Raw genomic sequence first — 25,393 nt, 5'->3', positions numbered from 1 at the left:
GATGAGCACCGACTACAAGAGCACGATCAACCTGCCGCAGACGGAATTCCCGATGCGCGGCGACCTGCCCAAGCGCGAGCCGGGCTGGCTGGCCGAGTGGGAGCGGGTCGGGCGCTATGCGCAGATCCAGGCGAAGACCGCCGGCCGCGACAAGGCCTTCGTGCTCCACGATGGCCCGCCCTATGCGAACGGCGCGATCCACATCGGCCACGCGGTCAACAAGATCCTCAAGGACATGGTGGTGCGCTCCAAGCTGCTCGCCGGCCACCGCGCGCCTTACGTACCGGGTTGGGACTGCCATGGCCTGCCGATCGAGATCGCGGTGGAGAAGCAGCACGGCAAGCCGGGCGAGAAGCTCGACGCCCGCGCGTTCCGCCAGAAGTGCCGCGAATACGCCGCCGAGCAGATCGACACCCAGCGCGCCGGCTTCAAGCGCCTGGGCGTGCTGGGCGACTGGGAAAACCCGTACCGCACGATGGACTTCAAGTACGAGGCCGACATGGTGCGCGCGCTGTCGCGCATCGTCGCCAACGGCCATGTGGTGCGCGGCGCCAAGCCGGTGTACTGGTGCTTCGACTGCGGCTCGGCGCTGGCCGAGGCGGAGATCGAGTACGGCGACAAGGTCTCGCCGGCGGTGGACGTGGCCTACGACGCGGTCGATCCTGCGGCGCTGGCCGCCAAGTTCGGCGCAGATGCAGGTGATGCCATCGTCGCGGTGCCGATCTGGACCACCACGCCCTGGACGCTGCCGGAAAGCCAGGCGGTGTCGCTGGGTGCGGAACTCGAATACGCCCTGGTCGAAGGCCCGGCGCGCAACGGCAAGCGCGTGCTGCTGGTGATCGCCGCCGCGCTGGTGGAGAAGGCGCTGGCGCGCTACGGCGTCGAATCGCCCAAGCTGCTGGGTCACGTCACCGGCGCCGCGCTCAACGGCGTGCAGCTGCGCCACCCGTTCTACGAGCGCATCGTGCCGGTGATCCTCGGCGAGCACGTCAGCGCCGAAGACGGTACCGGTGCGGTGCATACCTCGCCCGACCACGGCGTGGAGGACTTCGTGGTCGGCCGCGAGAACGGCATCGGCCTGCTCAACTACATCGGCGCGCGCGGCACCTACCGCGACGACACGCCGAAAGTCGACGGGCTGGACCTGGCCGGCATGCACGTGTGGAAGGCCAACGACGCCATCGTCGAGCTGCTGCGCGCGCGCGGCGTGCTGCTGGCGCACGCGAAGATCGAGCACAGTTACCCGAATTGCTGGCGCCACAAGACGCCGGTGATCTTCCGCGCTACGCCGCAGTGGTTCATCGGCATGGAACAGGCCGGCTTGCGCGCCACGGCGTTGAAGTCGATCAAGGACGTGCGCTGGGTGCCGGGCTGGGGCGAGGAACGCATCGCCGGCATGGTGGCCGGTCGTCCCGACTGGTGCATCAGCCGCCAGCGCACCTGGGGCGTGCCGATCGCGCTGTTCGTGCACAAGGCGACGCAGGAGCCGCATGCCGATTCCGTGGCGCTGATGGAACAAGTAGCCAAGCGCATGGAGCAGGGCGGTATCGACGCGTGGTACGACCTCGATCCCGCCGACCTGTTGGGCGACCAGGCCAAGGACTACGACAAGGTCACCGACGTGCTCGACGTGTGGTTCGACTCCGGCGTCACCCATTTCGGCGTGATCGGCCAGCGCCCCGAACTGCAGCAGGGCAGCGCGTCGCAGTACAAGGTGATGTACCTCGAAGGTTCCGACCAGCATCGCGGCTGGTTCCAGTCCTCGCTGCTCACCTCGGCGGCGATCCACGGCCGTGCGCCCTACGACGACGTGCTCACCCACGGCTTCACTGTGGACGCCTCGGGCCGCAAGATGTCCAAGTCGCTGGGCAACGTGGTGGCGCCGCAGAAGGTGATGGACACACTGGGCGCCGACGTGTTGCGCCTGTGGGTGGCCTCGGCCGACTACCGCAACGAGATGAGCGTCTCCGACGAGATCCTCAAGCGCGTGTCGGACGGCTACCGCCGACTGCGCAACACCGCGCGCTTCCTGCTCGGCAACCTCGACGGCTTCGATCCCGCGAAGCACCTGGTTGCGGTTGCAGACAGCCTGCCGCTCGACCAGTGGGCGGTGCAGCAGGCCTACGACGTGCAGCAGGCGGTGGTCGCCGCCTACGAGCGCTACGACTTTCCCGAAGTGGTGGCGCGCGTGCAGAACTTCTGCACCAACGAGATGGGTGCGCTCTACCTCGACATCACCAAGGACCGCCTCTACACGATGCCCACCGACAGCCACGGCCGGCGCAGCGCGCAGAGCGCGATGTACCGCATCGCCGAGGCGCTGGTGCGCTGGCTGGCGCCCATCCTCGGGTTCACCACGGAAGAGATCTGGCAGGCGCTGCCCGGCCAGCGTGGTGAGAGCGTGCTGTTCGAGACCTGGTACGACGGCCTGGCTGCCACGCAGGCTTCGCCCGAGCAGCGCCGCTGGTGGGCCGATCTCTTGGCGATCCGCGACAGCGCCGCACGGGTGCTTGAAGGCATGCGCAAGGCCGAGCAGATCGGTGCGGCGCTGGAGGCGAAGCTGGCGATCCACGCCGACGCGGCCACGGTGGCGCGCTACGCCGAGGCGGTGGACGAGCTGCGCTTCTTCTTCATCACCTCGGACGCGAAGCTCGTCACTGCTGAAGCCCAGCCCGAAGGCGCGGAAGCGGTGGAGCTGGACGGCGCCCATGCATGGGTATCGGCCAGCGTAAGCGGCGCCGCCAAGTGCGTGCGCTGCTGGCATCGCCGCGACGACGTGGGCAGCCATGCCGAACATCCGGAACTTTGCGGCCGCTGCGTGGACAATGTGGACGGGCCGGGCGAAACGCGCCGCTGGTTCTGACGCTTAGTGAAGCCCTTTTCCCGTCGGGAGAGGGTGAGGGCTCGGTACTTACTGAAGCGCACTGAGGCGCTGATATGAGTCCGAACCCTCATCCGCCCTGCCGGGCACCTTCTCCCGGAGGGAGAAGGAAATCCACCGCGAGAGTCACTGCATGAGCACCAAACCCAACGCACTGCCCTGGCTGCTGCTTTCCGCCTTCGTCATCGCCCTCGACCAGCTGAGCAAGTGGTGGGCGCTGGCCGCGCTGCAACCGGAGGGCGTGCCGCATCCGGTGATTCCCGGGTTCCTGAACTGGACGCTGATCTACAACCGGGGCGCGGCCTTCAGCTTCCTCACCTGGGCCGGCGGCTGGCAGCGCTGGCTGTTCGTGGTGCTGGCGCTGGTCATCAGCGCGGTGCTGGTGGCCTGGCTCGCACGCACCGCGCGGCGGGACTGGCGTACCGCGCTGCCGCTTTCGCTGATCGTCGGCGGCGCCATCGGCAACCTGATCGACCGCCTGCACGCAGCCCAGGTCACCGACTTCATCGACGTGTATTACCGCGACTGGCACTACCCGGTGTTCAACCTCGCCGACTGCGGCATCACCGTGGGCGCCGTGCTGCTGGTGGCGTTCGGCCTGTTCGGCGGGAAGGAGCAGGGCGGCGTGCGATAATCGCGGCCTGCCTGCGGGACGCATCCGGTGCGCTCCCGCAGTGATTTCAACGTCACGGTTTTCACTATGGACATCCTGCTCGCCAATCCCCGCGGTTTCTGCGCCGGCGTGGACCGCGCCATCGCTATCGTCGAGCGTGCGCTGGAAGCCTACGGCGCGCCGATCTACGTGCGCCACGAAGTGGTGCACAACCGCTACGTGGTGGACAAGCTGCGCCACGACGGCGCGGTGTTCGTGGAAGAACTGCACGAGGTGCCCGATGGCGCCACCGTGATCTTCAGCGCCCACGGCGTTTCCAAGGCCGTGCGCGAGGAGGCCGACGAACGTGCCCTCAAGGTGTTCGACGCCACCTGCCCGCTGGTCACCAAGGTGCATATGGAAGTGGCGCGGCTGGGCCGCGTGGGCCGCAGCGTGGTGCTGATCGGCCATGCCGGCCACCCCGAGGTGGAAGGCACCATGGGCCAATGGAACCCCGCCAACAGCGGCGAGATCCTGCTGGTGGAGTCGGTGGAGGACGTGGCCGCGATGGCGCCGAAGTTCCCGCACCTGCTGTCCTACGTCACCCAGACCACGCTGTCGGTGGACGACACCAAGGCCATCATCGCGGCGCTGCGCGAGAAGTTCTCCGACATCGAGGGGCCGCGCAAGGACGACATCTGCTACGCCACGCAGAACCGCCAGGACGCCGTGCGCCGCCTGGCCGACGCGGTGGACCTGATGCTGGTGGTCGGCTCGGTCAACAGCTCCAACTCCAACCGCCTGCGCGAGCTGGCCGAGAAGCAGGGCGTGCGCGCCTACCTGATCGACGGCGCCGAACACATCCAGCGCGAATGGCTGGACGGCGTGCAGCGCATCGGCCTCACCGCCGGCGCCTCCGCGCCCGAGAAGCTGGTGCGCGACGTGATCACGCGCTTGCAGTCCTGGGGCGCCGGTGCGGTGCGCGAGCTGGACGGCGAGCCGGAGAACATCACCTTCGCCCTGCCCAAGGAACTGCGCCTGTCCACGGGTTGATCGGGCGTCGGCGCGGCGGGATTCCGGCGGAAAAGATGGCTGTCGCCATCGGCGCCGGCCATGCCCGACAGATGACGTATCCGCGCGTGTTACGCTTCGGCGCAGCCTTGCCGAAGTCGATCGAACCATGCCCGTGAATGCCGCGCCGCGCCGTCTCCGCAGCCTGTTTCCGCTTGTCCTGCTGTCGTTCGTCGCGTCGTTGCCGGCATTCGCCGATACGCATCCCGGCCAGTCCGCCCTGGTGCGGGAGGTGGCGAAGGATACCGGCAAGGATCCGCTCGCGCTCAACGCGCTGCTCGATCACGCGAAGATGCAGCAAAGCATCCTCGACGCGATGAATCGCCCGGCCGAATCCAAGCCGTGGAGCGCGTACCGACCGATCTTCATGACCCAGAAGCGCATCGACGACGGCGTGGCGTTCTATCGCGCGCATCGCGACCTGCTGGACCGCATCGGCAAGCAGTACGGCGTGGAGCCGCAGTACATCGTGGCGATCATCGGCGTGGAGACGTTCTACGGCCGCGTCACCGGGCGTTACAAAGTGCTCGATGCGCTGGTGACGCTGGGCTTCTACTACCCGAAGCGCGCGCCCTATTTCCGCCAGCAGCTGAAGACCCTGCTGGAGCTGCCGGACAACCAGCTCGCCGGCCCGCTGGACACGCTCACCGGTTCCTACGCCGGTGCCCAGGGCTGGGGCCAGTTCATGCCCGACAGCATCCGCGACTACGGCGTGGATGAAGACGGCGACGGCCATATCGACCTGATGAATTCGCTGCCCGACATCCTTGCCAGCGTGGCGAACTACTTCGCGAAACACGGCTGGGTCACGGGTGGCCCGGTGGCGGCGCGCGCGCAGGCGGATGGCGCGGCCCGACCACTGGGGGACTGGCAGGCGAAGCCGCAGTGGCCGCTGGAGCAGCTGGAAGCCTGGGGCTATGCGCCGTTCCAGCACCTGAATCCGGGCGAGCCGACCAGCCTGCTGACGCTGGCCGGTGCCGGCGGCCCAGAGCAGTGGTTCACCTTCAACAACTTCCAGGTGATCACCACCTACAACCGCAGCCCGATGTACGCGATGGCGGTGAACCAGCTGGCGCAGGCGATCGTCGACGGCGTGCACGACGCGGATGCAGCGGGCGGCGTGCAATGAGAATACGGTGGTGGCGCGGCCTGTCGCTGCTGGCGGCGGTATCGGCGCTGACGGCCTGCGGCGGTCACAAGGCCACGCGGCCGGGATCGGAGCCCGGGCCGGAGCCGGCGGGCGCCGCAGCCGCGCCGCAGGGCACCACGCACCACGGCTGGTTCCATCGCGGCGACGACACCAGCCTGCCGCAGGACCGGCGCTACGGCGACAGCAGCGACAGCTCGCCCACCGGTGCACCGCCGTCCTACATCTACAGCTTGCCCGAGCCGGTGCCGAAGGCGGAGCCGCGCTCGCTATACGGCAACAAGTCGCCTTATTCCGTGCTGGGACAGACCTACAGCGTGCTGCCCAGCGCGAGCGGCTACGACGAGCGCGGCATCGCCTCGTTCTACGGCAACAAGTTCCACGGTTACAAGACCTCGAGCCTCGAGGACTACGACATGTACAAGTTCACCGCCGCGAGCAAGGTGCTGCCGCTGCCGAGCTACGCGCGGGTGACCAATCTCTCGAACGGCAAGAGCGTGATCGTGCGCATCAACGACCGCGGGCCGTTCCACGAGAACCGCATCATCGACCTGTCCTACGCGGCGGCGGTGCGCATCGGCATCTGGCCCAAGGGCACCGGGCTGGTCGAGGTGCAGGGCATCGACCCGTCCGCGCCCGACCGGGAACCCCCGCCGCCCGCGCCGGTCACAACGCATGGCGGATCGCCGGGCATCTACCTGCAGGTGGGGGCGTTCTCCGATCCGGCCAATGCGGAGCGGGTGGCCGCGCAGCTGCGTCAGGCCAATTTCGCGCCGGTACAGGTCGAACAGGTTCAGATCAACGACCGCACCATCCATCGCGTGCGCGTGGGGCCGCTGGACAGCGTGGATCGCGCTGACACCGTGACCGACCGCATCGAGGGTATGGGGCTGCCGCGGCCCAAGGTCGCGGTAAACTGACGCCCGTTTTTTCATTGGCTGCGCCTGCGGGCGCCGCCCAGCCAGCATCCGGACAGCACACACGATGAGTTTTCTCCGCCGCATCCTGACCCCGTTCGCCGCCGCCGTATTGGTTGCCGGCACCGCCTTCGCGCAGACGCCGCCGCACCCCACGGCCACGCCGCCGCATCCCACCGGCGTGCCGAATCCGGTGGTGGCGCCGATGCCGGTACCGCCGCCGCCGGACGTGGACGCGCAGAGCTGGGTGCTGATGGATTACGCCACCGGCCAGATCCTCGCCTCGAAGAATCCCGACGACCGCCGCGCGCCGGCCTCGCTGACCAAGGTGATGACCGACTACGTGGTCTCCGCCGAGATCGCCAACGGCCGCGTGCATGCGAACGACTCCGTGACCATCAGCGAACACGCCTGGCGTTCCGGCGGCGCCGGCACCGACGGTTCCACCAGCTTCCTGAAGCTCAACAGCCAGGTGCCGCTGGAGGACCTGCTCAAGGGCATGATCGTGCAGTCCGGCAACGATGCGGCGATCGCGCTGGCCGAGCACACCGCCGGTTCCGAGGATGCGTTCGCCAACCTGATGAACGCCTACGCCAAGCAGCTCGGCATGGTGAACACGCATTACGTGAATGCGTCGGGTTATCCGGTGGACGACCACTATTCCACCGCGCACGACATCGCGATCCTTTCGCGCGCACTGATCCGCGACTTCCCCACCGACTACGCGATCTCCGCGATCAAGGAGTACGAGTGGAACGGCATCAAGCAGCAGAACCGCAATGAGCTGCTGTGGCGCGACGCCACCGTGGACGGCATCAAGACCGGCCACACCGCCGCCGCCGGCTTCTGCCTCGATGCCTCGGCCAAGCGTGGCGACCAGCGCATGATCGCGGTGGTGCTGGGGTCCAGCACCAACAAGGGCCGCGCCGACGCGGCGATCGCGCTGCTCAACTACGGTTTCCGTTTCTACGAGACGCACAAGCTGTACGACGCCGGCAAGCCGCTGGTCAGCCCGCGTCTGTGGAAGGGGCAGAGCAACACGCTGCCGCTGGGCGTGGCCGCCGACGTGCTGGTGACGGTGAAGACCGGCCAGTACGACAAGCTCAAGGCCGCGATGGACATCCCCGCCACCCTGATCGCGCCGTTCAAGAAGGGGCAGCAGGTGGGCACGCTGCGCATCACCATGGACGGCCAGCCGGTCCAGAACGTGCCGCTGGTCGCGCTGGACGATGCGCCGCAGGGCGGCTTCTTCTCGCGCCTGTGGGATTCGATCCTGCTGTGGTTCCACGGTAGCAAGAAGACCGATGTGGCCGCCGCACCTGCGCCGGCCGCCGCAGCGAGTGCCAAGTGATGCACGAGATCGACTTCAGCCAGGCGAAGAAGGAAGGCAAGGGCTTCCAGTTCCCCGGTGAATTCGAAATCACCGCGGTGGGCAAGGCCGATGCCGACCTGGCCACGCGCGTGCCGCAGCTGCTCGAACGTGCCGGCTTGCACGTGCTGCACGAAACCGTGCGGCACCGCCATTCCGGCGGCGGCAACTACGTCTCCGTCACCGTCAGCTTCCGCTGCGACAGCCGCGAGCAGTACGACAGCGCGCATGCGGCGCTGCGTGCGGATCCGGACATCCGATACACGCTGTGACCGGCCGGGCGGCCTCGGTGCCGCCCTTGGCTTTCCGTCGAACGGCCGCATCTCTTCCATTCACGCTCCGCCAGGTTCCGCCATGTCTCTGCCGCTCAAGATCCGCCACCTCGGCCGCCAGCCCTACGCGGCGACGTGGAAGTCGATGAGCGCGTTCACCGACAACCGCACCGCCGACACGGTGGACGAGTTCTGGCTGCTGGAGCACGACCCGGTGTTCACCCTGGGCCAGGCCGGCAAGATGGAGCACGTGCTGGCGCCCGGCGATATTCCGGTGGTGCCGGTGGACCGCGGCGGCCAGGTGACCTACCACGGCCCCGGCCAGATCGTGGGCTACCCGCTGATCGACCTGCGCCGCGCCGGCGTGGGCGTGCGCGAGCTGGTCAACAAGATCGAGCAGGCCCTCATCGATACGCTGGCGCACTGGAACATCGTCGCCGAGCGCCGCGAAGGCGCCCCGGGCGTCTACGTGGCCGAGGCCAAGGTGGCCGCGCTGGGCCTGCGCGTGCGCCGCGGCTGCAGTTTCCACGGCCTGGCCTTCAACGTGAACATGAACCTAGAACCCTTCCACCGCATCAACCCTTGCGGCTACAAGGGTTTGGCGGTGACCCAGGTGCTAGACTTGGGTGGTCCGTCGCGGCTGGCGACGGTGGAAGACGTGCTGGTGGAAGAGTTCTGCCGCCAGTTCGGTTTCCGCGCCGAACCGGCCGCTCCCGTCATTCCCGAGTTGCCCGCACGCGAGTCCGCATGAGCGACGTTTCCGCATCACCCGCCAAGTCCATCCCGATCAGCGTCGTCAGCGGCGCACCCGCGGGCGAAAAGCAGCTGGGCAACGACAAGATCGCACTGAACCGCGCGGGTTTCGACGCCGCCGTGCCGACGCTGCGCAAGCCCAGCTGGATCCGCGTGCGCCTGCCGCAGGGCAATGCGGTGCAGCAGCTGAAGTCGCGCCTGCGCGAGAACTCGCTGGTGACGGTGTGCGAGGAAGCCTCGTGCCCGAACATCCACGAGTGCTTCAGCAAGGGCACCGCCACCTTCATGATCCTCGGCGAGGTGTGCACGCGCCGCTGCTCGTTCTGCGACGTGGCACATGGCCGCCCGGCCGCGCCCGATCCGCTGGAGCCGGCGCGCCTGGCCGAGACCATCCGCGACATGCGGCTGAAGTACGTGGTCATCACCTCGGTGGACCGCGACGACCTGCGCGACGGCGGCGCCGAGCATTTCGCCGCGTGCATCCGCGCGACGCGCCACGCCAGCCCCGACATCAAGATCGAAATCCTCACGCCCGACTTCCGCGGCAAGGGCCGCATGGAGCGAGCGCTGGAAGTGCTCAAGGATTTCCCGCCGGACGTGTTCAACCACAACCTGGAAACCGTGCCGCACCTGTATCGCGAAGTGCGTCCGGGCGCCGACTACCAGTGGTCGCTGGACCTGCTCAAGCGCTTCAAGGCGCAGCATCCCGAGGTGCCCACCAAGTCCGGCATCATGCTGGGTCTGGGCGAGACGCGCGAGCAGGTGATCGAGACGATGCGCGACCTGCGTGCGCACGACGTCGAGATGATCACCATCGGCCAGTACCTGCAGCCCACGCCGCACCATCACCCGGTGGTGCGCTATTGGACGCCCGAAGAATTCGACGACCTGCGCAAGGAAGGCGAGGCGATGGGCTTCCATCACGTCGCCTCCGGCCCGCTGGTGCGCTCGTCCTATCACGCCGACCTGCAGGCCCATGCGGCCGGCGTCACTGACCAGGCTTGAGAATCCCCATGACCTTTCGTCCCGCACTGGCCCTGCTGCTGGGTTTGACCGTCACCTGCGCGTTCGCGCAATCCGCCGCCGACCTCGGCGCCGGCGGCAACCGCAAAGCCGCCGTGTGGCCGCTCAAGCCCACCGCGACGCAGGAGCAGGCGGCGCAGCTTTCCGCGCGCTTCCTCACCCGCTTCCACTACGACGCGCAGCCGCTGGACGATGCGATGTCGCAGAAGATCTACAAGGCTTACATCAAGCTGCTGGATCCGGACAAGGTGTTCTTCACCCAGCAGGACATGGACCAGTTCGCCCCGGACCAGACCAAGCTGGACGATGCGATTTGGAACCAGGACCTCACGGCGCCCTTCGACATCTACAACAAGTTCCTGCAGCGCGCCGTGCAGCGCATGACCTACGCGCGCAACCTGCTCCAGGGCGGCTTCGACTTCAACGGCGACGAGACCTACCAGTACGACCGCAAGGACGCCACCTGGGCCAAGGACGACGCGGCGCTGGACGACCTCTGGCGCAAGCGCACCATGAACGACTGGCTGCGCCTCAAGCTCGCGGGCAAGAGCGACGACGATATTCGCAAGACGCTGAGCAAGCGCTACTCCAACTACATCGAGCGCGTGAAGCAGCTGGACGGCGAGGATGCCTTCCAGTCCTTCATGACCGCCTACGCCAACACCACCGACCCGCACACCGACTACCTCAGCCCGCGTGCGGCCGAGGATTTCGCGATTCAGATGAAGCTCTCGCTGGAAGGCATCGGCGCGCAGCTGCAGTCGCGCGACGACTACACCATCGTCTTCAGCCTGGTTCCCGGCGGTCCGGCGGACAAGTCCGGCAAGCTCAAGCCCGGTGACCGCATCCTCGGCGTGGGCCAGGGCGACAGCGGCCCGTTCACCGACGTGATCGGCTGGCGCATCGACGACGTGGTGAACCTGATCCGCGGCAAGAAGGACACCACGGTGCGGCTGGAAGTGCTGCCCGCCGATGCCGGTCCCGACGGCAAGCACGAGGTCATCAGCCTCGTGCGCAAGAAGGTCAACATCGAAGAGAGCGCGGCCAAGAAGAAGATCATCGACGTCAAGGACGGCGACGTCGTGCGCAAGATCGGTGTGATCGACCTGCCGAGCTTCTACTCCGACTTCGGCGCGCGCAGCGAAGGCGACAAGGATTTCCGCAGCGCCACCCGCGACGTGGCGAAGCTGATCGGCGAACTCAAGACGGCCGGCGTGCAGGGCATCATCGTGGACCTGCGCAGCAACGGCGGCGGTGCGCTCACCGAGGCGGATTCGATGACCGGCCTGTTCACCGGCAAGGGCCCGGTGGTGCAGGTGCGCGACGCGCGCGGCCAGGTGGACGTGCAGGGCGCCGACAACACCACGCCGCTGTGGGACGGCCCGCTGGCGGTGATGGTGAACCGCGGCACGGCCTCGGCCTCGGAAATCTTCTCGGCGGCGATCCAGGATTACGGTCGCGGCATCATCATCGGCACGCCCACCTTCGGCAAGGGCACGGTGCAGACGCTGATCGACCTCGACCGCTTCAGCCAGAACCCCGACGGCAAGCCGCAGTACGGCGAGCTGAAGATGACGGTGCAGGAGTTCTTCCGCATCAACGGCGGCTCCACCCAGATCAAGGGCGTGACGCCGGACATCGAGTTCCCGAAGAACGGCGACGCCAAGGACTTCGGCGAGTCCACCTACGACAACGCGCTGCCGTGGACGCACATCCCCGCTGCCGACTACAAGACCGAAGGCGACGTGAAGGCCTACGTGGCGCAGCTGCAGGGCGAGCACGATGCCCGCGTGGCCAAGTCGGCGGGATGGCAGCTGATGATGGACGAGCTGAAGCAATACCTGACCATGCGCAACCAGACCTCGGTGTCGCTGAACTTCGCCAAGCGCGAAGCCGAGCGCAAGCAGCAGGATGCGCTGCAGGCCAGCTTCCGCGATCGCCAGAAGGCGATCGACGGCAGCGATGCCTACCTCAAGGACCAGGACGGTGCGCTGGACGACGGCCTCGATCCCGGCGAGCGCAGCCTGAAGAGCGAGCTGCAGCAGCAGAAGGACGCCAAGGACGCGCCCGACGCCCAGCTGCGCGAGGCTGCGCACATCGTGTCCGACGAAGTCGACATGCTGAAGTCCGGCCCGAAGGCGGCTGCGGAAATCCTGCCGCCCGGCAGCACTTACCTGGGCACCGTGCTGGCCGGCGCAGGCAAGACTGCCGCGGCGAGTTCGGCGGCCGGCCCGGCAGCGCCGGCTTCCGCCACCGCCGCGCACTGAGATAGCGGCCAGGTTCGACAAGCAGGGGCGCTTCGGCGCCCCTGCTCGTTTTCATGTGCGCGACTTGACCTCGCGGCGGTGCTGCGCGAGCGTGTCGCTACCCTCGCAGGGAGCATCGCCATGGATCCGCTGTCGAACATCGCGCTGGCCGGCGGCCTGGCCTGGGCCAGCGGCTTCCGCCTCTACGCCACCGTATTCGTCGCCGGCATGCTGGGGCGGCTGGGGTGGGTGCATTTGCCGCCCGGACTGGCGATGCTCACCGACACCTGGGTACTGGTGGTGTCCGGTGTGCTGGCGCTGGGCGAATTCCTTGCCGACAAGATTCCGGCGTTCGACAGCGTGTGGGACGCGATACACACCTTCGTGCGCATTCCCGTGGGCATGTTGCTGGCGTGGGGTGTGTTCAAGGACTCGGGAGCGGGCACGCAGGTGGCGGCGGCCCTGCTGGGCGGCGCGCTCACCGCCGGCACCCACCTCGCCAAGACGGGCGGACGCGCGCTGATCAACACCTCGCCCGAACCGCTGAGCAACTGGACGGCGAGCGCCGGCGAGGATCTCACCTGGGTGGGCGGTCTCTACCTGATGTGGCATCACCCGCTGGCCATGCTGGTGCTGTTGGCCCTGTTCGTACTGCTGCTGTGCTGGCTGCTGCCGAAGCTGCTGCGCGGTCTGCGCACGTTGGGGCAGCGGCTGCGCCGGATCGGTGGTTTCCTCTCCGGCGCAGACTGATCGTTTGGCGGCTGCCGTTCCGCGCAGCCGCCCTTCAGCTCATCGCTGGTGTTCGGCGGGAATGCATCCGGCGTGCGTTCTCTCTGGCCTGCATGCGCCAGCGCATTCGTACCCCGGACGCGCTCCCCGCAGCATCACTGCTTCGCACCCTTGTGCTGCGCGCGCTGCTGCTTCATCCATTGCTGGAACTCGGTGATGCGCGGCTCGTCGCGCAGCAGCACCGAGTGCGGGTCGATCGTCACCAGTGCGCTGGCCGGCACGGCCAGGCTGCCGTGGCCACCGTCCATCGCCACGGTATGCACGGTGTCGTCCACTTGCACCTCCACCGGCATCGGGAACGGCAGCTTGTCCGGCGCCTGCCAAGTGAGGTCCAGCGTGTCGCCGTGGCGCTGCACGTCCAGCTTCGGCAGCGCGGCCTGGTACAGGTAGACCTTGAAGAACCAGTCGTAATTCTTGCCGGTGACCTGGTTCACGATGCGCATGAAGTCGGCGGTGGTGCGGTACTGCGGCTGGAAGTTGCCGGGCTTCGGATCGGGCCGGCCGTACACCAGCTCGCGGGTGCTGTCGTAAAAAGCCTTGTCGCCGATCAGGTGCTGCAGGGTCTGCAGCATCAGCGCGCCCTTGTTGTAGATGTCCTGGCCGGGGCCGCCGCGGCTTTCGTCGTACACCGCCTCCTCGGTGCGCTGCGTGCCGGACACCACCGGATAGCGGTTCGCGATCATCATGCGCAGGCGGTTGATCCAGGCGTAGTACTCGGCATCGCCGTCGAGGTATTGCGCATACAGCGGCTGCATCAGGGTGGCGAAGCCCTCGTGCAGCCACATGTCGTCCCAGTTGGCGTTGGTCATCTGGTTGCCGAACCACTCGTGCGAGAACTCGTGCTGCAGCAGCCAGTCGAAGCCGGTGCCGTCCTTCGCGTAGTTGTTGCCATAGGCGTTGATGGTCTGGTGCTCCATGCCCTCGTACGGGGTTTCCACCACGCCCATCTTCTCGTCGCCCCAGGGGTAGGGGCCGACCTTCGCCTCGAAGAATTCCAGCATACGCGGGAACTCGGCGAACAATGCCTTGGCCTGCTTCTCCTCGCCGCTCATGTACCAGTACTGCAACGGGATGGTGTTGCCGTAGCGGCTTTTGTACTCGCCGGTGAGCTCCTTGTACGGGCCCACGTTGATCGAGATGGCGTAGGTGGTGGGATGCTTCGCGCGCCAGTGGTAGGTGCTGGTGCTGCCCTCGTCGCTGACGCCGACCAGCACGCCGTTGCCCGGTGCCACCAGCGGCTTGGGCACGTTTACGTAGAGGTCGACGAGGTCCGGCTTGCCGTCGGGCTGGTCCACGCAGGGCCAGAACAGGTCGCAGCCTTCGCCTTCCACCGCGCTGCCGACCCAGGGCTGACCATCCTTGGTATGGCTCCACACGAAGCCGCCGTCCCACGGCGCCTTCTTCGCCACGTGCGGCTTGCCGCCGTAGGTGATGGTGGCGCTGACCTTGCTGCCCTTGGCCACGGCTTGCGGCAGCTGGATGCGCAGGCGGCCTTCCGGATTGCTCCATGCACTGGCGGCCAGCGCGTGGCCGTCCACGCTGATCGCACTTACCGGCAGGTTGCGGTCCAGGTCCACCATCAACACGTCGGTGGCTTCCAGCGCGCTGAAGGTGAGCGTGGCCTTGCCGTCGATGCTCTGCGTGTCGGGATGCACCGCGATGTGCAGCTCGGCGTGGTCGAAATGCACGCGCTTCTGTTCGGCCGGCTCCGGCGTGCCGGAGTCCTTGGTCAGCGCGGTGAGCGGCGGTTGCGACGGCGGCGTGGTGTCGGCGTGGGCGAAGGCCGTGCCGCCCAAGCCAAGGGCGAGGCCGAGCGCGAGCAGGGTGGGGCGCATGGGCGATTCCTCTGTGGGAGTTCAACCTCGCACCATGCCACTTTGCGCCTGGGTGTGACATCGCCGGAAGTCATGCGTCGGGCGGCTTTTTGTCGAATACCGTTGGCGAGCCACGGAGCGGTTTCGCCCGCCTGCCGGCGTCCGGGTCCGCGCGTGGCCTGAAACCAGTCCCAGGCCCGAGCCCAAGAGCTCAGGCAGTCACGCGCAAGCGCAACAGCGAAGGCGAGGAAGCCCCCGAGGCTCAGCGCTTCCCGTACCGCTGCTGCAGCAGCGCGAACAGCGCCCTCAGCCCCATCGCCTCGCCTCCGCGCGGCCGCCCGGGGCGGTCTCCATCGTTCCACGCATAGGTGTCCAGGTGCAGCCACGGCAGACCCTCGGGCACGAAGCGTTCGAGATAGAGCGCCGCGGTGATCGCACCGGCATGACGCGAGGGACCCGCGTTGGCGAAGTCGGCGAGATAGGAGTCCAGCATCTTGCGGTAAGGACGCCACAGCGGCAGCCGCCACAGCGGATCGCCCACGGCCTTGCCCGCGGCCAGTGCGGCATCGGCCAGCGTGTCGTCGTTGCCGAACAGCGCAGGCAGGTCTGGTCCGAGCGCCACGCGCGCGGCGCCGGTGAGCGTGGCGAAGTCGACGATGAGTTCGGGCTGCTGCTCGGCGCCGTAGGCCAGCGCGTCGCACAGCACCAGGCGGCCTTCGGCGTCGGTGTTGTCGATCTCTACGCTGTGGCCGGCGCGGGTGACGACGACTTCGCCGGGGCGCAGCGCGTTGCCGCTCACCGCGTTCTCCACCGCGGGCACCAGCAGGGTGAGGCGCACCGGCAGCTGCGCCTGCATCACCAGTCCGGCTAGCGCGATCGCATGCGCGGCGCCGCCCATGTCTTTCTTCATCCAGCGCATGCCGTCGGAAGGCTTGAGGTCGAGGCCGCCGGTATCGAAGCACACACCCTTGCCCACGATCACCAGCTTCGGGTGATCCGACTTGCCCCAGCTCAGCTCGATCAGCCGCGGTTCGCGATGGCTGGCGCGACCCACGGCATGGATGGTGGGGAAGTTCGCCTTCAGCAGTTCGTCGCCCACCCAGTCGCGCACCTTGGCCTTGTGCGCCTTGCCGAGGTGCTTGATCGCCTTGCCGAGCTGTTCGGGTCCCATGTCCTCGGTGGGCGTGTTGACCAGGTCGCGCACCAGCGCGGTGGCTTCGACCAGCGGCTGCACGACGGCCAGCGTGGCGGCGTCCACGGCCAGCGTGGCCGGCGCGCGTTTCGCCTTGCGGTAGCGGGTGAACTGGTAGGCGCCGAGCGCCCAGCCCAGTGCGGCGTGCACGGGATCCAGCGCCACGCCCTCGTCGGCCATCCGGTACGTACCTTCCGGCAATGCCATCGGCAGCGCGGCGAGCGCAGCCAGCGGATCGGCCGCGTCCACGCCGACCAGCACGCGCACGAACTTGCCCTGCGCGTCGGCGAGCAGCAGCGTGCTGCCGGGTTTCGCGTCGAAACCGTTCGCGTCCAGCCAGCGGCGCTGCGCTCCGTTCAACCGTTTCCGCGTGGCGGCGAGCCGGCGGCCGTCGGTGGCTTCGATGGCAACGAGGTTGCGGGGGACGGCAGAGCGGTCGAGCAGGGCGGACATGGGTGGCCTCGCGTGGCGTACGGATTGCGCAAACCCCAATGATGCGCCGATGCCGCCGTGCGGTCACGCCGTGGTGCGGTGCCGACAACGGAAATATCCGGAGTGGAGCGTTTCACCGCGGCGCGGCTGGCGGGCACGTGCGTCGTGCAATGCTCGCTTGAAGCGAGCGTCCGTTACCGCGCGGCCCCTTGGGCTTCCAGCCAGTCGGCCAGTTCGGACAGGTCGCGGAAGGCGAGCTCCGGCGCTTCGCCGAGTTCGGCGGGCCACGCTTCATCGTGGCGATTGATCCATGCCGCATGCAGGCCGGCGCGGCGTGCGCCGATCACGTCGAGGTGGGGATCGTCGCCCACGTGCAGCACTTCGTGCGCGGCCATGCCGAACTGCGCGACGGCGGCATGGAAGATGCGCGGATCGGGTTTGGCCGCACCCACGTCGCGCGAGCAGACATGGTGGGCGAAATGCATCTGCACGCCGGTGCGCGCGAGGTCGGCGTTGCCGTTGGTGAGGCTGGCCAGCGGCCAGCGTGCGGCGAGGCGCTGCAGCGCGGGGATGCTGTCGGGCCAGGGCTCCACCGCGTTGCGCGCGGCGAAGTAGATCTCCCACAGCGTGTCCAGCGGCGCATCGGCGATGCCGCAGGAGGCGAACACGTGCTGCTGGGTGAGCCGGCGCTGGGTAGTGAAGTCGTGGGCGAGGTCGGGCCGCGATTCGGCCACCTGTGCCCGCAGCTCGCGCATGGCCGGGATCGGCCATGCGCGGGCCACGTCGGGCCAGTGTTCGCGCAGGTAGTCGTCCACCGCCCGATCCGCGAGTTCCAGCGCCGGCAGCACCGGCCACAGGGTGTCGTCGAGATCGAGCGTGACAGCGCGGATCGGCACGATCGGAGCCTCTCGGGCTCGCGTTTAGTTGCTGCTGACCTTGAGTACCTGGCCCAACCGGATGTTGTCGTTCTTCAGGTCGTTCCAGCTGCGCAGGTTGGCCACTGTCACGCCGCGCTTGCTGGCGATGCCGGACAGGGTGTCGCCCTTGACCACGGTGTAGGTCTTGGATGTGTCGCTGGCGGCGGCGGTGATCTTGGCAGCGGTGGCCAGAGCCTCCGAAGGCGTTGCCGGCGCAGGGACCGGGGCGACGTCGGGCGGCAGGATCGGTGCGGCGGTCGGTGCCTTGGCGGTGCTGGCCATGGATTCGGCGTAGATCTTGTCGCGACGCTCCTGGTCCTTCGCCACCAGCGCGATGCCGTCCTGGAACGGCAGCACGGAGTGGCTGCGCAGGATTTCCTTGGCCTTGTCACCCTGCACGAAGTCGATGAATTCCCTCGCCGCCGCGATCCGCGGGCTGTTCGGGTTGCTCACCAGATACAGCGCGATGTACAGCGGGTAGCTGCCGTCGCTGACGGTGGCCAGGCTGGCCGACACGCCGTTGATCGGAATGGGGCGCAGCTTCGGGTTGCCGACCACGTTGGACAGCGTGGACAGGCCCAGGCCGTTCGGGTTGAGCGCGATGCCTTCCTGCAGCGCCTTGGTGTTGAGGTACAGGCGCGGCGCGGAGATCTGCTGGTCGCCGTGCCCGTACAGCAGGCTGCGCAGGCTGTATTCCACGCCGTCGTTGGGGCTGAACACCGAGTACAGGTCGATCGGCGCGTCGTTGCCGCCGACGTCTTTCCAGTTGGTGATCTTGCCGAAGTAGATCTCGTGCAGCTGGCGCAGGGTGAGGTTGTGCACCGGGTTGGCAGGGTTGGTGATCATCACCAGTGCGTCCCAGGCCACCGGCGTGAAGGTGAGGTGGCTGTCCTCGGGGCTGCCGTCGCTGCCGCGTGCGCTGCCGGCGAGGTCGGCGGTGCCGGCGGCGACCGCGTCGATGCCCGAAGCGGTGTTGAACGGCTGCGATTCGATGCGGGGATGGCCGCTGTGCTCCCATTCCTTTTCGATGTCGATCACCACCGCCTGTCCGGTGGTGACGTCGCCGCGCCAGATCAGCGCAGGCGTCTTGCTGCTCTTGCTGGTGGTCTTGTGGCGGGTGGTGTGGTGGGTCGTCGTCGTCGTCGCGGCGAAGGCGGGAGCGACGAGGAGGGCGCCAAGCAGCAGCGCGGGCAACAGGCGGACAGCACGAACGGACATGGTGACGGAATACCCCGGCGGGAATTGGGTGATGAAAGGATGTGGGTGGCGGCGCGTGATCCCGGCCGGCGCACAACGTGGACGATCGCTGGATATTTCAACGGCTTGGGCGGAAAACATCAAGCGCACGCCCGCGCCGGCGTGACGCACGGCCGTCCGCGGGGGTGCTCCCGTTCACGGATGTGGTCCATGCGTCGACGCATGGACGCAACGTTCACTGAACGATGACGTAGTGGAAGTGCGTGCCGTCGTCGTCGGCCACCGCCAGCGCCAGCTGCCGCGGCTGCACGCCGGCGAGCTCGCGCAGCATGTGCAGATCGGAGATACGCGCGTTGCCCACGCCGATCACCACGTCGCCGGCATGCAGCCCTGCGACGGCCGCGCGGCTGTTCGGCCGCACCGTGCCAACCGCGACGCCGTACATGCCCTGGCTGCGCAGGTTCTGGTCGAGCTGGGTGAAGGTGACGCCGGCGAGGCGCGGATCGAGCTTGGCGCCATCGATGCTGGCGAGCTGCTCCGGGCGCAGCGTGGCGCTGACTTCGCGCGGCTTGCCCTGGCGCAGCACGTCCAGCTTCACCGTGCTGCCCACCGGCAGCAGGCCTTCCGCGTTGCGCAGGTCGTTCACGTTCTGCAGCGGCTTGCCGTCGAGCGCGGTGAGCACGTCGCCGGGCTGCAGGCCGGCCTGTTCCGCGGGCGAGCCCGCGTCGACGCCGGTGACCACCACGCCCTTGTCCTGCGCGATGCCCAGCAGCTGCGCGATGCGCGGCGTGATGTCCTGCGACTGCACGCCCAGCGTGCCGCGCGCCACCTTGCCGTGCGCGATCAGTTGCTGCATCACGCCGGCGGCGAGGTTGCTGGGGATGGCGAAGCCGATGCCCACGTTGCCGCCCGAGGGCGAGAAGATCATGGTGTTGATGCCCACCAGTTCGCCGCGCAGGTTCACCAGCGCGCCGCCGGAGTTGCCGGGGTTGATCGAGGCATCGGTCTGGATGAAGTTCTGGTAGCCCGACTGGCTCAGCCCCGAACGACCCAGCGCGGAGACGATGCCCGAGGTCACCGTCTCGCTGAGCCCGAACGGTTCGCCCACCGCCACCACGAAGTCGCCCACGCGCAGCTTGGAGGAGTCGGCCAGCGGCAGCGCCTGCAGGTTCGGCGCGTTGATGCGGATCACCGCCACGTCGGTGTCGGGATCGGTGCCCACCAGGGTGGCCTTGTACGTGTGGCCGCCCTGCAACGTCACCGTGATGTCGTCGGCGCCGCCCACCACGTGGTTGTTGGTGAGGATGTAGCCCTTGGCCGCGTCCACGATCACACCCGAGCCCAGGCTCTGCTCCACCCGTTCGCGCGGCACCGCGGGCAGGCCGAAGAACTGGCGGAACACCGGGTCGTCCAGGTAGGGGTTGCGCACCTGCACGCGCGTCTTGCTGGATATGTTCACCACCGCCGGCGTCACGTGTTCCAGCATCGGCGCCAGCGAGGGCAGCGGCTGGCCGTCCACGGCCGGCGGCATCGTGGCGCGGCCGGCGCAGGGCAGGGCCACGCCGAGCAGCAGCGCGCAGGCGCCGGCGATCCGTAGCGGGAAACGTGGGTGACGGACTGACATGCGGGCTCCTCCTGCCGGGCGCGTGAACGGACGCGCCTTCGACTGCCGACGGTGGATCGTGGTTCCCGGGAGCAAAGCGATCCGGGGCTTCGATGTCACTTTACATCGGACCTTCGCGGCGGTACCTTGCCATTCGTTCGCAACCACAACATCTTGTGCCTGTTCACGGACGAGCAGACAAGCACTGGTGGGGCGAGCCGTCGTACAGGGGCTAAATACAACAACAAGGCCGCTAGGGCCGCACTGGGAGGTCAGGGAACCGATGAGCACAGCACGTGCGCCCGCCACGGGTTCGGAACTGCAACGCGACGCCGCCGCGGCGATTCCGCTGCAGCCTGCTTCGCAGGACATCTGGGACAAGAAATACCGCCTGCGCACCAAGTCGGGCGCGCCGGTGGACGCCGACATCGACGGCACCTGGCAGCGCGTCGCGCGCGCCTTGTCCGAAGTGGAAGCCACGCCCGAGCTGCGCGAGCAGTGGAACGAACGCTTCCTGTGGGCGCTGCGCCGCGGCGCGATCCCGGCCGGTCGCATCACCTCCAACGCCGGCGCGCTGGAACACAAGCCCGCCACCTCCACCATCAACTGCACCGTGTCCGGCACCATCCGCGATTCGATGGACGACATTCTGGAGAAGGTGCACGAAGCAGGCCTCACGCTGAAGGCTGGCTGCGGCATCGGCTACGAGTTCTCGACGCTGCGTCCGCGCGGCGCGTACGTGTCGGGCGCGGGTGCGTACACCAGCGGCCCGCTGTCCTTCATGGATATCTACGACAAGATGTGCTTCACCGTGTCGTCCGCCGGCGGCCGCCGCGGCGCGCAGATGGGCACGTTCGACGTCAGCCATCCCGACGTCAAGGAATTCATCCGCGCCAAGCGCGAGGACGGCCGCCTGCGCCAGTTCAACCTCAGCCTGCTCGTCACCGACGGCTTCATGCAGGCGGTGGAGCACGACCAGGACTGGCCGCTGGTGTTCCCCATCCACGTGAAGGAGCGCGACGAGCTCGACCTCGACGACGCCGCCAAGGTGGTGTGGCGCGAGTGGCCCACGCACGAGAACTACGTCGACCGCGAAGACGGCCTGGTCGCCTGCAAGATCTACGGCCACATCCGCGCGCGGCACCTGTGGGACATGATCATGGTCTCCACGTACGACTACGCGGAGCCCGGCTTCATCCTGATCGACAAGGTCAACGAGATGAACAACAACTGGTGGTGCGAGCACATCCGCGCCACCAACCCCTGCGGCGAGCAGCCGCTGCCGCCGTACGGCTCCTGCCTGCTCGGCTCGATCAACCTCACCACCTTCGTGCGCGACCCGTTCGGCCCCAAGGCGCGTTTCGACTGGGACGAATACCGCGAAGTGGTGAAGGTGTTCACCCGCATGCTCGACAACGTGGTGGAGATCAACGGCCTGCCGCTGGAGCAGCAGCGCAACGAGATCATGAGCAAGCGCCGCCACGGCATGGGGTACCTTGGCCTCGGCTCCACCATCGCCATGCTCAAGATGCGCTACGGCAGCACCGATGCGGTGTCCTTCACCGAGGACGTCTCGCGCGAAATGGCCGTGGCCGGTTGGGAAGTGGCGCTGGACCTGGCGAAGGAGAAGGGCACCGCGCCCGTGCTCGCCAAGGACTACACCGTCACCGGCGACATGCTGCGCCGCCGCCCGGAAATGGTGCGCGACGGCTGGACGATCGGTCAGAGCATCCCCGGTCGCGTGCTGCACGCCAAATACAGCCGCTACATGCAGCGCATCGCCGAAGTGGCGCCCAACCTGGTCGAGCAATTGGCCGAGACCGGCGCGCGCTTCACGCACCACAGCTCGATCGCGCCCACCGGCACCATCTCGCTGTCGCTGGCCAACAACGCCAGCAACGGCATCGAGCCCAGCTTCGCCCACCACTACTCGCGCAACGTGATCCGCGAAGGCCGCAAGACCAAGGAAAAGGTCGAGGTCTACAGCTACGAGCTGCTGGCCTACCGCGCGCTGATCAACGCGAACGCGATGCCGTTCACCGACGATGCGCAGGCCAAGCTGCCCGAGTATTTCGTGGCCGCCGACGACATCAGTCCGAAGCAGCACGTCGACATCCAGGCCGCCGCGCAGAAGTGGGTCGATTCGTCGATCTCCAAGACCGCGAACGTGCCGACGGATTACCCGTACGAAGACTTCAAGGACATCTACTTCTACGCATACAAGCAGGGGCTGAAAGGCTGCACCACCTTCCGCTTCAATCCCGCGGCTTTCCAGGGCGTGCTGGTGAAGGAATCCGACCTTGCCAGCACCCTCTACCACTTCGAGCTGGAAGACGGTAGCGTTGTCGAACTTCGCGGCAACGAAGAAGTGGAATACGACGGCGAGACGCACACCGCCGCCAACCTCTTCGATGCCTTGAAGGAAGGCTATTACGGCAAGTTCTGATCCACAGTCCACGACGCAACGATCACCGCACGAGGGAACACCAGCATGTCCATCGATACCGAAGTCGAAGTGCAAGAAAGTGTTTTGACGGTTGTTCCCGCGGCGCCGGTGATCGAGGCTCCGGCCGCCGCCGCGCCCGCACCGGCCGCCGCGCCGAAGAAGGCGGCAAAGAAAAAGGCTGCCAAGAAGGCTGCGCCGAAGAAGGCGGCAGCGAAGAAGGCTGCGAAGAAGGCCCCGGCCAAGAAGGCTGCCGCGAAGAAGGCAGTCAAGAAGGCCGCCGCCAAGAAAACGGCGAAGAAGGCCGTGAAGAAGGCCGCCGCCAAGAAGACGGCGAAGAAGGCCGTGAAGAAGGCCGCCGCCAAGAAGACGGCAAAGAAGGCCGTGAAGAAGGCAGCAGCCAAGAAGGCCGCGCCGAAGAAGGCCGCAAAGAAAGTCGCGAAGAAGTCCGCCGCCAAGAAGGCGGCGAAGAAGTCCGCGAAGAAGGTTGCCGGCAAGGCGAAGAAAGCCGCCAAGGCCGCAAAGAAGGTCAGCAGCAAGAAGACGGCAAAGAAAGCCGCTCCCAAGAAGACAGCCAAGAAGGCTGCCGTGAAGAAGGCCGCCAAGGCGGTCAAGAGGTCCACTGCCAGCAAGAAGGCGCGCGTCAAGTCGGCGAAGAAACCCGCCGCCAAGAAGGCCGCCCGCAAGAAGTAAGTCCAGAAACAGCCGGCCCGGCCACGCGCCGGGCCGGCTGTTTTTCTCTTAGCTGCTAGCTGCGTGCGCCGCCATCCAACCCAGGAAGACACACCCCATGGCGATCAAGATCGAAAAGAAGATCAAGGGCTACAACGTCGTCAAGCCCGAGGACAAGGCCGCGCCCGCCGCAGCACCCGTCACCGACATGGCCAAGGCGGAACCGCGCCAGGCCGAAGTCATCCAGATGCACGAGAGCCTGGAGCGCCCCGAGCAGCTCATCGGCTCCACCTTCAAGATCAAGTCGCCGCTGTTCGAGCACGCGCTGTACGTCACCATCAACGACATCGTGCTCAACGCCGGCACCAAGCACGAACAGCGCCGCCCCTTCGAGATTTTCATCAACTCGAAGAACATGGACCACTTCCAGTGGATCGTGGCGCTCACCCGCATCCTCTCCGCCGTGTTCCGCAAGGGCGGCGACGTCACCTTCCTGGTGGAGGAGATGAAGGCCGTGTTCGACCCGCGCGGCGGCTACTTCAAGGCCGGCGGCGTCTACATGCCCAGCATCGTGGCCGAGATCGGCGCGGTGATCGAGCAGCACATGAAGAACATCGGGCTTATCCACGACCCCGAGATGAGCGACAGCCAGCGTGCGCTGATCGCCGAGAAGCGCGCCGCCTACGAGGCGGCCACCGCTAAAAAAAACTCTGAAGTGAGCGCAGCCCCGGCGGTCGAGAGTACCGAATCCAACGGCAGCTTCCCGCCCGGCGCCACGCTGTGCCACAAGTGCAATACGCAGGCACTGGTGCTGATGGATGGGTGCCAGACCTGCTTGAATTGCGGGTACAGCAAATGCGGGTAAGCGGCGGCATTTGAGGATGATCGAACAAGAGCGGCAGCGATGCCGCTCTTGTTATTTGCGTTGCGTAAAAGTGGCTACGCCTCGATTGCGGTTGTACGGTTGAGCTGCTTGGGGGTGCTATGGCTGCCGAAGGGTTTAGCGGCTGTCCCGACGCGGCGTGTTCATATATATGCCCGGATGATGGTGGGCCTGACTCCGGGGCCTTGCCTGCCTTGCAAGCAGGCTTTCTTTTTCGATGGGCACTGAAGCAAAGGCTAGGCGGGGAATGAGGCAGCGCACTTTCGATGTCCTGGCGATCGTTGGCGTCTTCGCGGCCTATACGGTCACGATCCGGCTGGCCATGGGGCTCGATCTTGCGGGCTGCCTGCTGGGCGGCGCTGCCAATACGATACCCGTGGTCATCTTCGGGGTGGCGGTGCGCCGCATCGTCGCGCAGCGCCTGGTTGGGCGCTCAGCCGGAATCCAACTCGTCGCCCACTTGTTGCTGTGCGCCGCGTTCACGGCGCTCTCGTACCTGTTGCTGATCGTGCTGCTCGGCCTGTTCAGCGGTGCCGGTCCCGATGGTTTTGTGGTGCGTCCCTTCTCGCTCGGCGGAGCCGCCTGGCAGTCGCTGGAGAACGTGACGACCTACGCCTTGATCGCAGCCGTGTCCTACCTGCAGGTGCCGGACCGGGCCCAAGCCGCGCTGCGCCGTGGGCCGACCGACGATGGAGCGGCTATCGCAGCCGCGGCGCTCCCGGCCAGCGCCGCGGAGGAGGGGCTAGTCGTGGCGCCGGGCGCCCCCGCGGCGGAGCCCGAGGCGCGCGCCGAAGGCAGTCTCTCCCGTTATTTCGTCCGGATAGGCGACGAGCTCAGGCCGCTCGACATGGATACCGTGGTGAGCATCGGCGGCGCGGACGACTACGCCGAAGTGCGTACGCAGAACGGCAAGCACCTGGTCCGCGTGACGCTGGCGGAATTCGCCAAGTCGCTCGATCCGGCGAAATATGTCCGCGTCCATCGCTCGTGGATCGTGAACACCCATCGCATCGCCCGTGCCGAGCCGGCCGGCGGCGGGCGTCTGCTGCTGCACATGGAAAACGGCCAGACCATCTCGACCAGCCGCGATGGAGCGAAGCTGCTGCGCAACCGGGTCATCTGACCATCTCGCCGTTCCCGTTCGCCGTGGCGTAGTGTCCATTCGCCGATTTTCCGGCCT

Annotated in this window: 20 protein-coding genes; 15 read left to right on the top strand and 5 right to left on the bottom strand. The window is 67.3% G+C overall.

All coding sequences use genetic code 11. The annotated features are described in order from the left end of the window. The first annotated feature begins 1 nt into the window (after window position 1). From ileS to IHE46_RS08885, 11 genes are all read left to right on the top strand, one after another. Complete coding sequence (gene ileS / locus IHE46_RS08935; RefSeq protein ID WP_192164284.1) at window positions 2–2,863, top strand: isoleucine--tRNA ligase; 2,862 nt, start codon at window positions 2–4, stop codon at window positions 2,861–2,863. Window positions 2,864–3,014: 151 nt separating this feature from the next. Further along, window positions 3,015–3,515, top strand: coding sequence for a signal peptidase II (lspA, locus tag IHE46_RS08930; RefSeq protein ID WP_192164283.1), 501 nt, complete (start codon window positions 3,015–3,017; stop codon window positions 3,513–3,515). 66 nt (window positions 3,516–3,581) lie between these two features. Beyond that, the gene (gene ispH / locus IHE46_RS08925; RefSeq protein ID WP_192164282.1) at window positions 3,582–4,526 is read left to right on the top strand and encodes a 4-hydroxy-3-methylbut-2-enyl diphosphate reductase; all 945 of its coding nucleotides are present in this window, start codon (window positions 3,582–3,584) and stop codon (window positions 4,524–4,526) included. Between the two features lie 127 nt (window positions 4,527–4,653). Continuing rightward, window positions 4,654–5,673: a lytic murein transglycosylase B gene (gene mltB, locus IHE46_RS08920; protein ID WP_192164281.1), complete on the top strand. Its 1,020-nt coding sequence runs from the start codon at window positions 4,654–4,656 to the stop codon at window positions 5,671–5,673. Beyond that, window positions 5,670–6,611: a septal ring lytic transglycosylase RlpA family protein gene (locus IHE46_RS08915; protein ID WP_192164280.1), complete on the top strand. Its 942-nt coding sequence runs from the start codon at window positions 5,670–5,672 to the stop codon at window positions 6,609–6,611. Before mltB ends, IHE46_RS08915 begins: the two co-directional genes overlap by 4 nt. Before the next feature lie 64 nt (window positions 6,612–6,675). Next, window positions 6,676–7,959: a D-alanyl-D-alanine carboxypeptidase family protein gene (locus tag IHE46_RS08910; protein ID WP_192164279.1), complete on the top strand. Its 1,284-nt coding sequence runs from the start codon at window positions 6,676–6,678 to the stop codon at window positions 7,957–7,959. Continuing rightward, a complete protein-coding gene (locus IHE46_RS08905) occupies window positions 7,959–8,249 on the top strand; it encodes a DUF493 family protein (protein ID WP_192164278.1) in 291 nt (96 codons plus the stop codon). The genes IHE46_RS08910 and IHE46_RS08905 overlap by 1 nt, the downstream gene beginning before the upstream one ends. 49 nt (window positions 8,250–8,298) lie before the next feature. Beyond that, window positions 8,299–9,000, top strand: coding sequence for a lipoyl(octanoyl) transferase LipB (gene lipB / locus IHE46_RS08900; RefSeq protein WP_192164599.1), 702 nt, complete (start codon window positions 8,299–8,301; stop codon window positions 8,998–9,000). Continuing rightward, complete coding sequence (lipA, locus tag IHE46_RS08895) at window positions 8,997–10,007, top strand: lipoyl synthase (RefSeq protein ID WP_192164277.1); 1,011 nt, start codon at window positions 8,997–8,999, stop codon at window positions 10,005–10,007. Before lipB ends, lipA begins: the two co-directional genes overlap by 4 nt. A gap of 8 nt (window positions 10,008–10,015) precedes the next feature. After that, on the top strand, window positions 10,016–12,292 hold the full coding sequence (locus IHE46_RS08890; RefSeq protein WP_192164276.1) for a carboxy terminal-processing peptidase: 2,277 nt from the start codon (window positions 10,016–10,018) through the stop codon (window positions 12,290–12,292). A 120-nt stretch (window positions 12,293–12,412) separates the two neighbouring features. Further along, on the top strand, window positions 12,413–13,021 hold the full coding sequence (locus tag IHE46_RS08885) for a DUF4126 domain-containing protein (RefSeq protein WP_192164275.1): 609 nt from the start codon (window positions 12,413–12,415) through the stop codon (window positions 13,019–13,021). A gap of 134 nt (window positions 13,022–13,155) precedes the next feature. Here the strand turns inward: IHE46_RS08885 and IHE46_RS08880 are convergent, their stop codons facing one another. The 5 genes from IHE46_RS08880 to IHE46_RS08860 all read right to left on the bottom strand — a co-directional run bounded on the left by IHE46_RS08880 (window position 13,156) and on the right by IHE46_RS08860 (window position 20,236). After that, window positions 13,156–14,895: a M1 family metallopeptidase gene (locus IHE46_RS08880; protein WP_192164274.1), complete on the bottom strand. Its 1,740-nt coding sequence runs from the start codon at window positions 14,893–14,895 to the stop codon at window positions 13,156–13,158. A 241-nt stretch (window positions 14,896–15,136) separates the two neighbouring features. Continuing rightward, window positions 15,137–16,519 carry a leucyl aminopeptidase family protein gene (locus IHE46_RS08875; RefSeq protein ID WP_192164273.1) on the bottom strand — a complete coding sequence of 461 codons (1,383 nt, stop codon included), beginning with the start codon at window positions 16,517–16,519 and terminating at the stop codon, window positions 15,137–15,139. 173 nt (window positions 16,520–16,692) lie between these two features. After that, window positions 16,693–17,394, bottom strand: a complete 702-nt coding sequence (locus IHE46_RS08870; RefSeq protein ID WP_192164272.1) for an HAD family hydrolase — start codon at window positions 17,392–17,394, stop codon at window positions 16,693–16,695. A gap of 24 nt (window positions 17,395–17,418) precedes the next feature. Continuing rightward, window positions 17,419–18,633 (bottom strand): substrate-binding domain-containing protein, encoded by a 1,215-nt coding sequence (locus IHE46_RS08865; RefSeq protein ID WP_192164271.1) that lies wholly within the window; start codon window positions 18,631–18,633, stop codon window positions 17,419–17,421. A 214-nt stretch (window positions 18,634–18,847) separates the two neighbouring features. After that, window positions 18,848–20,236, bottom strand: coding sequence for a DegQ family serine endoprotease (locus IHE46_RS08860; protein WP_192164270.1), 1,389 nt, complete (start codon window positions 20,234–20,236; stop codon window positions 18,848–18,850). A 262-nt stretch (window positions 20,237–20,498) separates the two neighbouring features. Between IHE46_RS08860 and IHE46_RS08855 the strand changes: the two genes are divergently transcribed. The 4 genes from IHE46_RS08855 (at window position 20,499) to IHE46_RS08840 (ending at window position 25,336) form a co-directional block, all read left to right on the top strand. Next, window positions 20,499–22,661 (top strand): adenosylcobalamin-dependent ribonucleoside-diphosphate reductase, encoded by a 2,163-nt coding sequence (locus IHE46_RS08855; protein WP_192164269.1) that lies wholly within the window; start codon window positions 20,499–20,501, stop codon window positions 22,659–22,661. Between the two features lie 45 nt (window positions 22,662–22,706). Then, window positions 22,707–23,351, top strand: a complete 645-nt coding sequence (locus IHE46_RS08850) for a hypothetical protein (protein ID WP_192164268.1) — start codon at window positions 22,707–22,709, stop codon at window positions 23,349–23,351. A 97-nt stretch (window positions 23,352–23,448) separates the two neighbouring features. Continuing rightward, the gene (locus IHE46_RS08845; protein WP_192164267.1) at window positions 23,449–24,195 is read left to right on the top strand and encodes an NrdJb; all 747 of its coding nucleotides are present in this window, start codon (window positions 23,449–23,451) and stop codon (window positions 24,193–24,195) included. 265 nt (window positions 24,196–24,460) lie between these two features. Beyond that, window positions 24,461–25,336 (top strand): LytTR family DNA-binding domain-containing protein, encoded by an 876-nt coding sequence (locus tag IHE46_RS08840; RefSeq protein WP_225562922.1) that lies wholly within the window; start codon window positions 24,461–24,463, stop codon window positions 25,334–25,336. Window positions 25,337–25,393: the final 57 nt, after the last annotated feature.

It is taken from the genome of Rhodanobacter sp. DHG33, from assembly GCF_014843005.1.
Taxonomy (GTDB): Bacteria; Pseudomonadota; Gammaproteobacteria; order Xanthomonadales; family Rhodanobacteraceae; genus Rhodanobacter_A.
The sequence above is the reverse complement of the archived record's forward strand: the minus strand, read 5'-3'. Positions and strand labels throughout refer to the sequence as shown.

What these genes read in the sequence shown, in the direction of transcription:
- ileS (WP_192164284.1), top strand. Translation starts at nt 2, where the DNA reads ATGAGCACCGACTACAAGAGCACGATCAACCTGCCGCAGACGGAATTC.
- lspA (WP_192164283.1), top strand. Translation starts at nt 3,015, where the DNA reads ATGAGCACCAAACCCAACGCACTGCCCTGGCTGCTGCTTTCCGCCTTC.
- ispH (WP_192164282.1), top strand. Translation starts at nt 3,582, where the DNA reads ATGGACATCCTGCTCGCCAATCCCCGCGGTTTCTGCGCCGGCGTGGAC.
- mltB (WP_192164281.1), top strand. Translation starts at nt 4,654, where the DNA reads ATGCCCGTGAATGCCGCGCCGCGCCGTCTCCGCAGCCTGTTTCCGCTT.
- IHE46_RS08915 (WP_192164280.1), top strand. Translation starts at nt 5,670, where the DNA reads ATGAGAATACGGTGGTGGCGCGGCCTGTCGCTGCTGGCGGCGGTATCG.
- IHE46_RS08910 (WP_192164279.1), top strand. Translation starts at nt 6,676, where the DNA reads ATGAGTTTTCTCCGCCGCATCCTGACCCCGTTCGCCGCCGCCGTATTG.
- IHE46_RS08905 (WP_192164278.1), top strand. Translation starts at nt 7,959, where the DNA reads ATGCACGAGATCGACTTCAGCCAGGCGAAGAAGGAAGGCAAGGGCTTC.
- lipA (WP_192164277.1), top strand. Translation starts at nt 8,997, where the DNA reads ATGAGCGACGTTTCCGCATCACCCGCCAAGTCCATCCCGATCAGCGTC.
- IHE46_RS08890 (WP_192164276.1), top strand. Translation starts at nt 10,016, where the DNA reads ATGACCTTTCGTCCCGCACTGGCCCTGCTGCTGGGTTTGACCGTCACC.
- IHE46_RS08885 (WP_192164275.1), top strand. Translation starts at nt 12,413, where the DNA reads ATGGATCCGCTGTCGAACATCGCGCTGGCCGGCGGCCTGGCCTGGGCC.
- IHE46_RS08880 (WP_192164274.1), bottom strand. Translation starts at nt 14,895, where the DNA reads ATGCGCCCCACCCTGCTCGCGCTCGGCCTCGCCCTTGGCTTGGGCGGC.
- IHE46_RS08875 (WP_192164273.1), bottom strand. Translation starts at nt 16,519, where the DNA reads ATGTCCGCCCTGCTCGACCGCTCTGCCGTCCCCCGCAACCTCGTTGCC.
- IHE46_RS08865 (WP_192164271.1), bottom strand. Translation starts at nt 18,633, where the DNA reads ATGTCCGTTCGTGCTGTCCGCCTGTTGCCCGCGCTGCTGCTTGGCGCC.
- IHE46_RS08860 (WP_192164270.1), bottom strand. Translation starts at nt 20,236, where the DNA reads ATGTCAGTCCGTCACCCACGTTTCCCGCTACGGATCGCCGGCGCCTGC.
- IHE46_RS08855 (WP_192164269.1), top strand. Translation starts at nt 20,499, where the DNA reads ATGAGCACAGCACGTGCGCCCGCCACGGGTTCGGAACTGCAACGCGAC.
- IHE46_RS08850 (WP_192164268.1), top strand. Translation starts at nt 22,707, where the DNA reads ATGTCCATCGATACCGAAGTCGAAGTGCAAGAAAGTGTTTTGACGGTT.
- IHE46_RS08845 (WP_192164267.1), top strand. Translation starts at nt 23,449, where the DNA reads ATGGCGATCAAGATCGAAAAGAAGATCAAGGGCTACAACGTCGTCAAG.
- IHE46_RS08840 (WP_225562922.1), top strand. Translation starts at nt 24,461, where the DNA reads ATGAGGCAGCGCACTTTCGATGTCCTGGCGATCGTTGGCGTCTTCGCG.